The organism is Pedobacter endophyticus, assembly GCF_015679185.1.
Lineage (GTDB): Bacteria > Bacteroidota > Bacteroidia > Sphingobacteriales > Sphingobacteriaceae > Pedobacter > Pedobacter endophyticus.
Genome location: NZ_CP064939.1, coordinates 2,835,530 through 2,850,610 on the forward strand (window position 1 = coordinate 2,835,530; position 15,081 = coordinate 2,850,610).

Sequence of the window (15,081 nt, forward strand, 5' to 3'; positions counted from 1 at the left end):
ATAACGAGCGTGCTAGGTATTCATCCGATGACTGATGAACCAGTGAACTAGCCACCAAACCCCTCGGCAAAGCGATATATATTAAAATTATCTTCCTTTAAGGCTGCTTGAATTTCTTCTCGCAGCCTTTTTTTATCGATCGACTGCATTTTTTGGTGCTGAATAATTTTCCATGCTTTCTCTGCAAATAGAAATTCCTTTCGCTCATTCATATTTTTCGCTGGCTTCATCATCCAATCACAGAGTTGCTCAACGCCGATGTGTTTATCTGCAATTGTTTTGATGATCGCGATGTCCTTTCTACCCTGATGAACCAGCTTAGTCAGGTTGTTAGCTAAAGTATCTGCGCCAGCCCTGTCTGCTTTGTTAACCACAAAGCAATCTGCTATTTCCATCAAGCCGGATTTTATATTCTGAATTTCGTCGCCCGACTCTGGAACCAGAACCACAATTGTTTTATCTGCAAGCCCAGCAATTTCAACCTCCGATTGCCCGACGCCAACGGTTTCAACCAAGATCAGATCAAAATTGGCCGATTTTAAAACGTCAACCATTTCAATGGTTTTAGCCGATATGCCACCCAATGCGCCACGGGTTGCCAGCGAGCGAATAAAAACGTTTGGGTTGTTAAACTGACTGGCCATCCTGATCCGGTCGCCCAGCAAAGAACCAAAATTGAATGGCGAGGTCGGGTCGATAGCTAACACGGAGATTTTCTTTCCATCGGCCATAAAATGATTGATGATGGCATTAACCAGCGTGCTTTTGCCAGCCCCCGGAGGCCCTGTTATCCCGATTACTGGCGTGCTTGCCTTGCCATCCAATCCTTTCAATATCGAATCGGCAGGAGCAATATCGTTCTCAACAAGTGTCAAGGTTCTTGCTAATGCCTTATAATTACCGGCTTTCAATTCTTTTAAGGTGGACAAATGGGTATTCATCTATAAAGCTGCGTTTATGCAAAGAAACAGATAAATTCTTAATCCTTCTTTTTTGCAGCTGTGTATAAACCCGTTTTGCACATTCATCGAGAGGTTTAACGTTGTAAACAATTGTAATTTAAGTATCGTATTCTGCAAAACCGATATTGTTTTTATTTGAAAAGCGTACCTTTACTGGGTTTAATTTAAACTTTTTTGGATTATCTTTCAATGCTATAATCCGTTATATATATCCTTTTCCAATAAAAATGAAAATTTACTTTCGTTTATTATCTTTCGCCAAGCCCATTGAAAAGTTTGCTATACCTTATGTTATTGCTACCTTACTTTCTATCCTGTTTGGAACACTAAATCTAGCTTTATTATCGCCATTATTTGAAACATTAATGAGCGATAAAGATGGGCAAAAAACAGAAAGCCTTACAGACAAAGCGATATCATCTTTTAACATCCTTGGTCAGTTCAGGAAATTTGTAAACGAATCGATAATGCTCAATGGCGAAGCCAAAACACTGGGTTATGTTTGCGTTGTTATCGTTATATCTGTGCTTTTATCAAACCTGTTCAGGTATTTTTCGCAAAGGTTTATGGAAGATTTAAGGGTTCATACATTGTTAAACCTGCGCAAAACTGTTTTTAACAATGTAATGAACATGCATGTCGGCTTCTTTAACAATGAGCGCAAGGGCGATATCATTTCAAAAGTTGCGTCTGATGTACAAGTTGTACAGTTTACGGTTACAAACACCCTTCAGGTGGTTTTTAAGGAGCCCGTAACCCTGATCGTTTACATTGTTCTGCTGTTTAACATTTCGGCTAAGCTTACGTTCTTTTCTTTGCTGGTTATTCCCGTGTCAGCCTTTATTATAAGCAAGATTGTGAAGAGATTAAAGCAACAGGCCAAAGAAGCGCATGAATCCTTTGCGAAGATGATCGGCTTTTTAGATGAGGCACTTAGCGGCGTAAAAATTATTAAAGCTTTCAATTCAACTGAAAGAATCAAAAATAAATTTGATCAGGAAAATATTTTCTACTCCAATTTAACGCGAAAAATGACCCGACGCCAGCAGCTGGGATCGCCTGTTTCTGAGTTTTTGGGGGTATTGATGGTTGCTACAATTGTTTGGTATGGTGGTACGTTAATTATAAATAATGAAAGCAATGCGCTTTCCCCGGCCGATTTTATTGCCTATATCGCCATTTTTTCGCAAGTAATGCGCCCTGCAAAGTCGCTTACCGATTCATTTAGTGGTATACATTCGGGGATAGCTGCCGGCGAGCGTGTGCTGGAGTTGATTGATACCAAACCGGCGATGGTAAACAAACCTGATGCCGCAGTTTTTGGCGATTTTAAGAATGCGTTAAGCTTAGAAAATGTATCGTTTAGTTATGGTGAGAAAGAAATTCTTAAAAACATCAACCTAAATGTAGAGAAAGGGAAAACTATTGCGCTTGTTGGCCCATCGGGCGGAGGAAAAAGTACTTTAATGGATTTAATTCCACGGTTTCACGATCCAAAATCCGGAACAATTAAAATTGATGGCAACGATTATAAAGATTTAACGGTAGAAAGTATCAGGCTGCAAATGGGTACGGTTAATCAAGATTCCTTCTTATTTAATGACACCATTTTTAACAACATTGCTTTTGCACGGCCCGATGCTACGTTGCAAGAGGTTGTAGCCGCTGCCAAAATTGCCAATGCGCACGAATTTATTGAGAATACCGAAGATGGTTACCAATCTTTTGTCGGCGATCGCGGTAACAGACTTTCGGGCGGTCAGCGGCAACGGATCTGCATTGCCAGAGCGGTGCTGGCTAACCCGCCGATTATGCTTTTGGATGAAGCTACGTCTGCGTTGGATACAGAATCTGAGAAACTGGTACAGGAAGCACTGAACAATTTGATGAAAAATAGAACATCAATTGTTATTGCGCATCGCCTAAGTACCATACAGCATGCGGATAAAATTGTAGTTATAGATAAGGGACAGATTGCCGAAATTGGAAATCATAGTGAATTGATGTCGAGAAATGGGCTTTACAAACGTTTAATTGATATGCAAGCTTTTAATGATTAGTGAACGAGGGCTTGTCAGCCTTGGCTCGTTAAAGGCTGAGGCATTTGTGTACCGATAGTCAATAGATCTGACCGTTAAAATCCATAAAACAACTTCCCAATATCTGTCCATGATAGGAGAAATCGGGCCAGACTGTTCCTACCATTGACGTTTTATTCCCGTCCTAGCCCCAAAGGGGCTACTTTGTAGCGAAATCCATCTTTCATCCATTGAAGCAATCTCATTAGAGATATTGTTTAATCAAGCAGATTGCTTCCTGCCCGTTCCAACGCTATTAAGTTAAGATGTCTAAGGCGCCAACTATGAACGGTCGTCATCCTTCGCGAGACTTAACTCCAATGCTGTCATTCTGACGAAGGAAGAATCCCTTACCTATTATTACTGTCCTTGCCTACCCGCTACCTTTTTTGGGTTGTTTACTAATTGTCGTTATGTTTTCCATCGCTTGAAGCGCCTGCCTGCTGAAATAATTATTCTACTCAAAATAATAAGCACCTCGAAATATCCCAAATCAATCTTGTTTTCAAACACGAACCGAGCTGCCAAAGTTATGCCAATGAGGCACTGTTTACACTTCGAAACCTGAAACTAACTGGTGCACATGCGTAAACACATTTTACAACCAGCCACCAATTAAGTAACCAAAATTCAGCTTTAACCACTTGCTTTTTTAATTGCTAACTATCTAACAAACAAACGTTTAAAATATTAAATATGAGATGTTATCATGTTTACAGTGAATTGACTACCAAGATTTTTTCGGCAATAAAAGCCTAACTTATTCCAGATTTTATCGGCATATAAAGTAGTCGAAACAAGTAAAATTAACCGCTATAAATCGAATTAACTTTAACCTTTAAAAGCACTTCATCAGTGACAACTAACAGTAAATACAAGAAAATAACATGACAGATACCGGAAATAAAAAATATGATTATTTAGTTGTTGGGTCGGGACTTTTCGGCGCCACTTTTACCCACGAAATGATGAAGGCTGGAAAGCGCTGCCTGGTTATTGATAAACGCGATCATCAGGGCGGAAACATCCATTGCAAGAACATAGAAGGTATTAATGTGCATTGGTATGGCGCTCACATCTTCCACACAAACGATAAAATGCTTTGGGATTATGTAAACCAGTTTGCGGAATTTAACCGATACACCAACTCGCCTATCGCTAATTTTAAGGGAGAATTATACAACCTTCCTTTCAACATGAACACCTTTTATAAGCTCTGGGGCACAAAAACTCCAGAGGAAGCCAGGGCGGAAATTGCACGACAAATTGAACATTTAGAAATTTCGGAACCTAAAAATCTGGAGGAACAGGCACAAAAACTGGTCGGAACAGATATTTATGAAAAACTGATCAAGCACTACACCGAAAAGCAATGGGGCAAAAAAGCGACGGAGCTCCCGGCTTTTATTATTAAAAGGTTGCCAGTGCGGTTTACGTACGACAACAATTACTTTAACGACAAATATCAGGGAATCCCGATTGGGGGCTACAATAAGATAATAGAGGGCTTACTGCAAAATTGCGAGGTTAAATTGAATGTCGATTTTTTTGATGATATCGATCATTGGAAAAGCATGGCTGACAAAATCGTTTTTACAGGCAAAATTGATGCTTATTTCAATTTTCAATACGGCGAACTCGAATACCGTAGCCTAACATACGAACTTGAGGTGCACGACACAGAAAATTATCAGGGTAATGCAGTGATGAACTTTACCGATGGGGAAACGCCTTACACACGGGTTTACGAGCATAAGCATTTTGAGTTTGGCACGCAACCGAAAACGGTAATCACTAAAGAATACCCGGTGCAGGAAACGCGCAACGCTGAGCCTTATTATCCTGTTAACGACGAAAAAAATATGGCCATGCTAAAAAAATACCAGGATTTGGCTGAGCAGGAACCCAACGTAATTTTTGGCGGGCGGCTAGCTGAATACAGGTATTATGATATGCACCAGGTAATTGCATCGGCATTAGCCAAATCGAGAAATGAATTGAAATTAAGTAAAACCTAATCGGTAATTGACCGGATATAAAAAAAGCCTCTGAAATTTATCATTCCAGAGGCTTTTGAAATTATATACTAAGTATTAGAGTTTTCTGGCAACTTCAACTTGTTCGTAAGCTTCTACAATATCGCCAACTTCAATGTTGTTAAAGTTCTGGATATTTAAACCACATTCGTAACCTTTGCTCACTTCTTTAACGTCGTCTTTATAACGTTTTAACGAGGCAAGTTCACCTGTGTAAACTACAACACCATCTCTAACGATACGGATCTTGCTGTTACGGGTAATTTTACCATCGAGTACCATACATCCTGCAATGGTACCAACTTTGGTGATTTTGAAAGTCTCGCGAATTTCAACGTTGGCCACAATTTTCTCTTCAAACTCTGGATCCAACATCCCTTCCATTGCCGATTTGATCTCGTTAATGGCATCGTAAATGATAGAGTATAAACGGATATCGATTTGCTCTTGCTCGGCCAGTTTACGTGCACCTGTTGATGGACGAACCTGGAAACCAATAATAATCGCATCTGAAGCGGAAGCTAACAATACATCAGATTCTGAAATCTGACCTACACCTTTACTGATTACGTTGATCTGGATCTGCTCGGTTGTAAGCTTCAATAATGAATCTGACAAGGCTTCGATCGAACCATCCACATCACCTTTAACAATGATATTAAGCTCTTTAAAGTTACCGATTGCCAAACGACGACCGATTTCATCCAAAGTAATGTGTTTTTGTGTACGCAAACCTTGCTCACGTTGCAACTGCATACGTTTGTTTGCAATATCTCTGGCTTCACTTTCGCTTTCAAGCGCATTGAAACGATCGCCGGCGGTAGGCGCACCTTGCATACCTAGAACCTGTACGGGTTGCGATGGGCCTGCTGAATCTACCTTAGCGCCACGTTCGTTGGTTAGTGCTTTTACACGTCCGCTGTAACTACCTGCTAAAATCGGATCTCCTACCCTCAATGTACCGGCTTGAACCAATACCGTGGTAACAATACCGCGTCCTTTATCAAGGGCCGATTCAATTACGGTACCTAAAGCTCTCTTATTCGGATTTGCTTTAAGCTCTAGTAACTCCGCTTCTAGCAATACTTTGTCTAATAATAAATCGACGTTCAAGCCGCTTTTGCTCGAGATTTCCTGCGATTGATATTTACCGCCCCAATCCTCAACCAAAATATTCATTACCGATAACTGTTCGCGTACTTTATCTGCATTTGCACCTGGCTTATCTACCTTGGTGAAAGCGAATACCAACGGAACGCCTGCTGCCTGAGCATGGTTAATGGCCTCTTTTGTTTGAGGCATCACCGCATCATCAGCAGCAATTACGATAATGGCAATATCGGCAGCCTTGGCACCACGGGCACGCATGGCCGTAAAGGCTTCGTGACCTGGAGTATCTAAGAAAGTTACTTTTTTGCCCGATGGTGTAGTTACCATGTAGGCACCAATGTGCTGGGTAATACCACCAGCCTCGCCAGCTACCACATTCGCTTTACGAATATAATCGAGCAACGAGGTTTTACCGTGATCGACGTGACCCATGATGGTAACCACCGGGGCTCTTTCGATCAAGTCTTCTTCGTTATCTTCTTCCTCAATAATGTTGTCTTCCTCTTCATCCGGTTTCACGAATTGAATTTCGTAACCAAACTCGTCGGCAACAATAGTTAAAGTTTCAGCATCTAAACGTTGGTTAATGGAAACGAACATACCTAAGCTCATACAGGTTCCAATAATTTTGGTAACCGGTACATCCATCATGTTCGCTAACTCATTAGCTGTAACAAATTCTGTTACTTTTAATATTTTTGATTGTGCATCGAGCTCGTTTGCTGCTTCCTCGGCCGATATTGCCACATCATCACGTTTCTGACGGCGCAATTTGGCACGTTGAGCAAATTTACCCGATTTACCAGCTCCACTTAAGCGAGCCAGTGTTGCTTTAATTTGATCTTGAATTTCTTTTTCAGTAGGTTCCTCTTTAGGGCCTGTTGAAGCATTTCTGTTTTGGAAACCTGGCCTGTTTCTATTTCCCTGGTAAGGAGTGCCGCCTTGTCCGGCAGGGCGATTTCCCTGATAAGGTGTACCACCGGGTCTGTTACCCTGGTAAGGTTGGCGAGGTTGCCCTGGCGCACCACCTTGCTGGCCTGCAGGATTTTGTCCTGGCTGACCATGTTGTCCGGGTGCTCCCGGCGTTTTTTTACGTTTGCGTTTACGTTTAGCGGCCTCGCTATCGCTAGATGAAGCTACAGGGCTATTTCTTCTGTCTGGCGTGGTAGGCAAGGTAATTTTACCAACGATATTCGGACCACTCAATTTTACTGTTCTGGCCTTAATAACTTCGGGCTCAGTGGTTGAGGGTTTTTCTTCTGCTTTTGGCTTTTCTACTGGCTTAACAGGCTCTGGTGCTTTTGCAGCCGGAGCGGCAGGCGCTTCCTCTTTTTTTACCTCAGCCGGTTTTACCTCAGCTTTTGGTTGTTCAACAGGTTTAGCAGGCTCTTCTGTTTTAGGCGCAGGAGCGGCTGCAGGTTCATCTTTTTTGCCCGGGCGTGTTTTCGAATTAAGATCACTTAAATCAATCTTACCTACAATTTTAACACCTGGTAAACCGCTTTCGTCTGCCTTATCTTCTGCTTTATTTGCTGTAGTTTGTTCTGCTGGTGCCTGAGGCGCAGTTTCGGCCTTAGGCTCTGGCGTTTCGGGTGCCTTAGGCTTCTCTACCGATGGAGTAAAGGATTGAGCATTCTTAATCAGGATCTCATCACCTTTCTCAAAGTCGGTATTTTTCTTTGGCGCTTCTACAGGCTTTTCAGTCTCGGGCTCATCACGACGTATTTTACCAATCACTATTTGCTTGGCTTCTTCTCTTACGATCTTATCTCCCTGATACTCTTTTAATAAGGCACTGTACATATCTGGCGTAAGTTTAAACATAGGGCTTTTCTCGGCCGAGAATCCCTTTTTGTTTAAAAACTCAACGGCCGTACCCATGCCTATATTAAGTTCCTTAATAGCTTTAATTAAAATGATTGGTTTGTCGTCTGACATTTAGCTCCTGTTATTTTTATTTAATACAAAAGTAGTGTTTATTTGGCAATTACACCACTATTCAAATTCTGACTGCAAGATCTGAACCACTTCTTTAATGGTTTCTTCTTCTAAGTCGGTGCGTTTCACCAAATCTTCTACCGAAAGTGCTAGTACACTTTTAGCAGTATCGCAACCGATAGCCTTTAGTTCATCAATGATCCAGCTGTCAATCTCATCTGAGAATTCTTCCAGATCCACATCCTCGTCGTTTTCTGCTCCTGCTTCGCGATACACGTCAATTTCGTAACCGGTTAATTTACCGGCCAGTTTAATATTGTGTCCGCCACGTCCAATGGCCAATGAAACCTGATCTGGTTTTAAGTAAACCGATGCATGTTTTGTTTCATCATCCAATTTTATAGAAGTGATTTTTGCCGGGCTTAAAGCACGGGTAATGTATAATGAAATGTTGTTTGTGAAGTTAATCACATCAATATTTTCGTTTTTCAATTCGCGAACGATACCGTGAATACGCGACCCTTTCATCCCTACGCAGGCACCTACCGGATCGATACGGTCATCGTACGATTCTACGGCTACCTTAGCACGCTCTCCCGGTTCGCGAACAATTTTCTTAATGGTAATTAAACCGTCGAATATTTCCGGAACCTCAAGTTCGAACAAGCGTTGTAAAAACTCTGGTGCCGTTCTCGAAATGATAATTTTCGGGTTGGCGTTGATCATTTCTACCTTCGAGATTACGGCTCTTACCGAATCGCCTTTTTTGAAATAATCGGCAGGAATCTGCTCAGTTTTAGGCATCAAAAGCTCATTACCTTCGTCATCTAACACCAAGGTTTCTTTTTTCCAAACCTGATACACCTCGCCTGTTATAATTTCTCCAACCCTGTCTTTATATTTTTTAAAGATCTCGTCTTTCTCCAGTTCCAAAACCTTCGAAACCAAGGTTTGGCGTGCAGCTAAAATAGCTCTACGGCCAAAGCTTTCTAAAGTGATTTGCTCAATGTAATCATCACCAACTTCTAACGAAGGGTCGTATTGATGTACTTCAGCAAGTTCAATTTCCAGATCATCATCCTCAGAAAACCCGTCTTCCATCACCTTTCTTGTTCTCCAGATTTCCAAATCCCCGTTATCAGGATTCACAATCACATCACAGTTTTCGTCGGTTCCGTATTTTTTACGCAACATACTACGAAAAACTTCTTCCAGCACACTGATCACCGTTGGGCGATCTATATTTTTAAAATCCTTGAACTCCTGAAAAGAGTCGATCAAATTAATTGTTGTAGTACTCATTTTTTGCCATGATTAAATAGATTAGTAAGATTACAAGATAATCTCGTTTTTGCTCATTAACCGTATTACTTAAAAATTATTAATACACTTATTTTTAACTATGTTTGAATAGATCAGCAAGATTACACGAATGCAACTTATTGTTTCTATTATTTAAAGCTCACTAAAACTGTTATTTCTAATATATCATTAAACGGAACTTCTGTTTGAATTGTTACCGCTTTTTTTCCTTTTTCTTTAACCGATTCTTCGATGATCAGGCCATTGTATGTAACTTCGAGCAGCTTTCCCTCTTTTTTCTTACCCTCGTTCAATCTGATGCTTATCGTACGCCCAATGTTTTTTGTGTATTGGCGAACGAGCTTCAACGGCTCTCCTACTCCGGGCGAGGAAACCTCTAAATTATAGGCTTGCTCGATCACATTTTCTTCTTCTAAATGAAAACCAACATGCCTGCTTATTGCTGCACAATCTTGTATGCTAATACCTTCGTCGCCATCAACATGAATAATTAATTTATTGTTCGGCAACATTTTCACTTCAACCAGGAATAATTCTGGCCGATCGGCGATTTTCTCCTCTACGAGATCCGCAACTCTCTTTTCTACCTGCATATTTCAACCTGATTTCATAGAAAAAGGGGACACTGTCCCCTTCTCTTTTCTTCGATTACGATGCAAATGTAGAAATTTTTTATGAAAAATCCAACACTTCGCCTAATTATTATGCTGATAATTACCGCTTAAGAATTTGTTTTTGTGGCTGTAAGTTCTGTTTTATTGTTCCCGAGAACAGCTTACCTGCATTGGCGAATTTAGCGTCTATATAGCTTTCGATCAGATAGCGCTTGTTTTTTTCAAAGGCTTTGTACGGAGTAAAAATAAGCGAATCGCCTGCAAAAGTATAGGTTCCGTTTATAGCAACCTGATCTTGCAGGCTGTCTGTTTCTGCCGGCAAAAGAACAACGGACACCAGGTTTAACGAATCGCCACCGGCCGAATAGGCATTTTTAGCCTGTAATAAACTTGTTGCGTCGAAATTTTTAAGTATAATTGATGAGCTATCCTCTGAAAACTTAATTACAGGTTTATTGTTAGTTCCTGTGCAAGCAGCAATAAACATTGCCAGTACAATAAGTGTAAAAAATTTAAATGAGATTTTAAACATCCACAAAACTAAACAATTATGAGATTAATTATTGAAATCCTTTTGATGGGATTAGCCTTTTTTATCGGGGCAAAACTTGTTCCGGGAGTTAGTGTCGACGGTTATGGCAGTGCTATTTTGGCCGCGGTTTTAATAGCGCTTGCAAATGCCACTATCGGCTTCGTTTTAAGATTGCTTACTTTTCCGATCAACTTTTTAACCCTGGGCCTGGTATCATTCATTATCACTGTGTTAATGATTTTGTTGGTTGATAACATGATGACTTCTTTTAACACTTCTGGCTTTTGGGCAGCTGCATTTTTAGCCATAATTGTGGCATTAATTAAGGCAATATTTAGTGCTGTAGCGGGCGAGAAAGAGTAATTTTAGTCCGGAGTCTTGAGTCTGTAGTCTTGAGTCTATGTAGCTCAGACTCCGGACTTTCCGACTTCGGACTACCTAATCACTTCTCTCGAAATTACCATTTTTTGTATTTCCGAAGTACCTTCATAGATCTGAGTAATTTTGGCATCACGCATTAAGCGCTCTACGTGGTATTCTTTAACGAAACCATAGCCGCCATGCACCTGCACCGCCTCAATGGTAACGTCCATGGCTACTTTGGAAGCATATAATTTAGCCATTGAACCGGCTTGAGTGTAGGGCAAACCCTGATCTTTTAGCCACGCCGCTTTGTAAACCAATAATCGTGCAGCCTCGATTTGAGTAGCCATATCTGCCAGTTTAAAGGCAATGGCCTGATGCTCGGAAATGGGTTTGCCAAACGTTTTACGCTGTTTTGCATATTGTGTTGCGAGCTCGAAAGCGCCCTGCGCAATGCCCAGTGCTTGCGCAGCAATTCCGATGCGGCCTCCCTCCAGTGTTTTCATGGCAAACTTAAAGCCGAAACCCTCCTCGCCAATCCTATTTTCCTTTGGCACCTTAACATCATTAAACATTAAAGAATGGGTGTCAGAACCGCGAATACCTAATTTGTTCTCTTTTGGGCCAACGGTAAATCCTTCCATTCCCTTTTCAACTATGAAAGCGTTTATGCCTTTATGCCTCAACTCTGGATGGGTTTGCGCAATAACTAAATATGTTGAGGCGGTACTGCCATTTGTAATCCAGTTTTTGGTGCCGTTTAAAAGATAGTGGTCGCCTTTATCTTCTGCAGTGGTGTGTTGCGAAGTCGCATCTGATCCGGCTTCTGGCTCTGAAAGGCAAAAGGCCCCGATTTTTTCGCCTGATGCCAGGGGCTTTAAATATTTTTCTTTTTGCTCTTCACTGCCATACTTTTCCAACCCATAACACACCAGCGAATTGTTTACCGAAACCACAACAGAGGCTGAAGCATCGATTTTGGAAAGCTCTTCCATAACGAGTACATAGGAAATGGCATCGAGGCCGCTGCCGTTGTATTTTGGATCGACCATCATCCCTAAAAAGCCCAGTTCACCAAGCATTTTTACCTGCTCGGCCGGAAACTTCTGGTGCTCATCCCGTTCTATTACTCCAGGCTTTAGTTCCTGTTGCGCAAAGTCGCGGGCGGCCTGTTGAATCATTAATTGTTCTTCACTTAATTCGAAATGCATAACATTTTTTGTATAAAAGGTTAGTAAATCAAATATAGCATTTTTAAGCTAAATTACTATGGCTGCATAGTAATTTTTCCAGATTCGACTTTGTAAGATGGTTGGATTGAGCATAGAAATTGCAGCTAATTGTATGTCATTCTGCCATTGATTAGCCCCCCCCATCTGCGTATTATTTACATATTTATGCGTCTCTCCCTAATTAAGCACGCTGTCATGCTGAGGCACAGCCTGTCCCGATTTCTCGGGGAAGCATCCCCAAGCAATGAGATGCAAAACGCAAACAGCCCATCGGCAAAGAGGGGATTTGTGGGCAAGGACGGTGATACGTAGGCTGCAGATGCTTTCCCAAGAAATCCTATGGGGTGGACATACCTCCTTTTTTGCGCCGTCATTCCCGCGCAGGCGAGAATCTTAATGCTCGGCATCTAATTTTTTGCGTATTAGGATCCCCTACCGATAGCTATCGGTACAAGCTACCAATGACAGCACGGGTTTTGTCATACACTGCCTATCGCGAAGCTTTCTTTCCTACAACCAAAAAGAGGCTGAAGCAACCAAGAAGAAGTATCAATAAAATTTGCGAGGAATGAATGATAGTGGCATAGGCTAATCCATCGTTGAAAGAGACCGCATAGCGCACTAATGATTGCGCCACCATCCAGTGGAAAACACCAATTCCGCCCTGAACGGGGGCAGCCATTGCAAACCCAGAAAACACCAGTGCGGTAAAGGCGGCACTTACGCCTAACGTAGTGGTCGCCTGCATTGAATAAAAGCATAAATACATTGATAGCATGTAAAACAACCAGATTGCAACGGTGTAGGCTAAGAATAATCCTTTATTTTTTAGCTTCTTATAGGAGCCAAAACCCTGCCGCAAGCCAACAAAAATTTTTAAAAATTTACGATTGAATCTCTTTCGTAAGATGTAAACTGCAGAGGCAAGTAAAAGGAATAAAACAATGCCGGCTATGGCGAGCCAATAGTAATTTAACGAAGCGAGTTTTTTGGTTATGGCGAGATAAATGGTGCCATAAAGAAAGTTGGATACCCTGTCGTACTGGAAGATCAACATCGCAAATGCGCTTAAAAACAGGATTAAAACATCGAAAAGGCGTTCGGTAATTACGGTTCCGATTGAAGCGAACATGGGTACCTTTTCTGTTTGCCTGATCACGGAGCATCGCCCAATTTCTCCAAACCGCGGTAAGGCCAGATTGGCTAAATAACCAACCATTACGGCATGATAAACATTCCAAAAGCCGACGTTATATTTTATGGAGCGATAGAGCATTTGCCACCTCAGCGCCCGTAAAACATGGGCCAGCCAAACAGTGACGACAGACGCGAATACCCAAAAATAGTTTGCCGCCTCGATTTCGAGCCAGATGCCGCCTAAATCCTGTCCCCGAAATGCCAAATACAACACTGCAACTCCTATCAAAAACAGGATGATGTACTTAAGCGCTGTTTTTGGATAGAATTTCACACAGGGTTATTTTAGCAAATGGTTGTTATCGTCAGGAAAAACAAGAATCGGGTTGTATTTTTTGGCGTCTTCTATCGGCAGGGAGCCGTAAGACATAATGATCAACACATCGCCCAGCTGTGCCAAACGAGCGGTTGCACCATTTAAACAGATGGTTCCCGTGCCGCGTTCGCCTTTAATTACATAGGTTTCAAAGCGGGCACCATTATTATTATTTACAATCTGCACCTTCTCGTTAGCGATGATGTTCGCTGCGTCCATCAAATCCTCATCAATCGTAATACTGCCAACATAATTCAGCTCGGCCTGTGTTACCCTAACACGGTGTATTTTCGATTTTAATATTGTAATAACCATGCTGCAAAGTTAGGAATTAGTTTTGAGTTTAGAGTCTTTAGTCGGGAGTCCGAAGTCAGAGGTCATAGATCGGAAGTCGGGAATTTGAAGAAAGCATAAATAGCAAGCTGATAACCTAAGTCCGCAGGTCTTAATACTTTGTCAAAGGCATCCCTATGGGAGATACTTGCCTCTTGATACTACTTTATAATCATATTATCAATCAGTCTGGTCGATCCAACTTTTGCGGCCACAAGCGCAACAACGCTATTTTCTTCTTTTGATGTTGCGGGTTCTAGCGTAGCGCCATTGGCAATGGTAAAGTAATCGAGCTCAACACCATCGATGTTTTCATAAAATGCTTTCGCCTTGGTTTCGAGTTCTTTCAGATCGAACTCGTCGAAATGGTCGGCTACGTATTTTAAAGATTGATTGAGCACCAGAGAATTTTTACGATCAACGTCTGACAAGTGAATGTTTCGGCTGCTCATTGCCAAACCATCTTCTTCTCTAATAATCGGGCAAATAATGATATTGATAGGTAAGCTAAAGTGTGCCAGCATGTTCTTGATCATCAACACCTGTTGAAAATCTTTTTGACCAAACATGGCCACATCGGGCTCTACCGCATCGAACAGTTTTTTTACAATTTGGGTAACACCTTGATAATGGCCCTTGCGAAATTCGCCTTCGAGCAAAAACTCGGCATTGCCCAAATCGATGTGCCAATCTTCATCAGCGCCTTGCGGGTACATTTCGGCAACATCGGGCATAAAAACGCCGTTACAGCCTGCATCGGCCAGCATGGCCAAATCGTGTTCAATTGGCCTCGGGTATTTCTCCAAATCCTTCGGGTCGGTAAACTGCGTTGGGTTTACAAAAATGCTGCAAATAATGACCTCGGCGTTTTGCTGGGCCATTTTTATCAGTGAGATGTGGCCATTGTGCAATGCGCCCATGGTTGGTACAAGCGCAATTCGCTTACCCGATGCTTTTAATGGCGCTAAAAAAGCCTTAAGCGCTGATTTGGTTTTAAAAACTTCCAAAGTGGACAATCTAAATTAAAGGCGTAAAGGTGTAAATTTA

12 protein-coding genes are annotated in these 15,081 nt (G+C 41.7%); 3 read left to right on the plus strand and 9 right to left on the minus strand.

Features of this window, described 5'->3' with window-relative positions:
* Nucleotides 1-47 precede the first annotated feature (47 nt).
* Nucleotides 48-941: a methylmalonyl Co-A mutase-associated GTPase MeaB gene (meaB, locus tag IZT61_RS11525; protein WP_196097058.1), complete on the minus strand. Its 894-nt coding sequence runs from the start codon at nt 939-941 to the stop codon at nt 48-50.
* A 248-nt stretch (nt 942-1,189) separates the two neighbouring features.
* On the opposite strand from meaB, the gene IZT61_RS11530 reads away from it, so the two are divergent.
* Together IZT61_RS11530 and glf are read left to right on the plus strand one after the other, a co-directional pair.
* Entirely contained in the window at nt 1,190-3,022 is a 1,833-nt protein-coding gene (locus IZT61_RS11530; RefSeq protein WP_196097059.1) for an ABC transporter ATP-binding protein, read from the plus strand.
* Between the two features lie 905 nt (nt 3,023-3,927).
* Nucleotides 3,928-5,058 carry a UDP-galactopyranose mutase gene (gene glf, locus IZT61_RS11535; RefSeq protein WP_196097060.1) on the plus strand — a complete coding sequence of 377 codons (1,131 nt, stop codon included), beginning with the start codon at nt 3,928-3,930 and terminating at the stop codon, nt 5,056-5,058.
* Between the two features lie 75 nt (nt 5,059-5,133).
* Here the strand turns inward: glf and infB are convergent, their stop codons facing one another.
* The 4 genes from infB to IZT61_RS11555 form a co-directional block, all read right to left on the minus strand.
* A complete protein-coding gene (gene infB / locus IZT61_RS11540) occupies nt 5,134-8,124 on the minus strand; it encodes a translation initiation factor IF-2 (protein ID WP_196097061.1) in 2,991 nt (996 codons plus the stop codon).
* Between the two features lie 57 nt (nt 8,125-8,181).
* Nucleotides 8,182-9,426, minus strand: coding sequence for a transcription termination factor NusA (gene nusA / locus IZT61_RS11545; protein ID WP_196097062.1), 1,245 nt, complete (start codon nt 9,424-9,426; stop codon nt 8,182-8,184).
* Between the two features lie 149 nt (nt 9,427-9,575).
* Entirely contained in the window at nt 9,576-10,040 is a 465-nt protein-coding gene (gene rimP, locus IZT61_RS11550; protein WP_196097063.1) for a ribosome assembly cofactor RimP, read from the minus strand.
* A gap of 121 nt (nt 10,041-10,161) precedes the next feature.
* Nucleotides 10,162-10,593, minus strand: a complete 432-nt coding sequence (locus IZT61_RS11555) for a hypothetical protein (RefSeq protein WP_196097064.1) — start codon at nt 10,591-10,593, stop codon at nt 10,162-10,164.
* Nucleotides 10,594-10,611: 18 nt separating this feature from the next.
* Here IZT61_RS11555 and IZT61_RS11560 point away from each other — a divergent pair, with 18 nt between their 5' ends.
* The gene (locus IZT61_RS11560) at nt 10,612-10,956 is read left to right on the plus strand and encodes a phage holin family protein (protein WP_196097065.1); all 345 of its coding nucleotides are present in this window, start codon (nt 10,612-10,614) and stop codon (nt 10,954-10,956) included.
* 71 nt (nt 10,957-11,027) lie between these two features.
* Here IZT61_RS11560 and IZT61_RS11565 read toward each other — a convergent pair whose 3' ends face one another.
* The 4 genes from IZT61_RS11565 to panC form a co-directional block, all read right to left on the minus strand.
* A complete protein-coding gene (locus IZT61_RS11565) occupies nt 11,028-12,167 on the minus strand; it encodes an acyl-CoA dehydrogenase (RefSeq protein WP_196097066.1) in 1,140 nt (379 codons plus the stop codon).
* 511 nt (nt 12,168-12,678) lie between these two features.
* The gene (locus tag IZT61_RS11570; protein WP_196097067.1) at nt 12,679-13,659 is read right to left on the minus strand and encodes a lysylphosphatidylglycerol synthase transmembrane domain-containing protein; all 981 of its coding nucleotides are present in this window, start codon (nt 13,657-13,659) and stop codon (nt 12,679-12,681) included.
* Nucleotides 13,660-13,665: 6 nt separating this feature from the next.
* Nucleotides 13,666-14,016 carry an aspartate 1-decarboxylase gene (gene panD / locus IZT61_RS11575; protein ID WP_090503313.1) on the minus strand — a complete coding sequence of 117 codons (351 nt, stop codon included), beginning with the start codon at nt 14,014-14,016 and terminating at the stop codon, nt 13,666-13,668.
* A gap of 179 nt (nt 14,017-14,195) precedes the next feature.
* Nucleotides 14,196-15,041, minus strand: coding sequence for a pantoate--beta-alanine ligase (gene panC / locus IZT61_RS11580; protein WP_196097068.1), 846 nt, complete (start codon nt 15,039-15,041; stop codon nt 14,196-14,198).
* Nucleotides 15,042-15,081 lie beyond the last annotated feature (40 nt).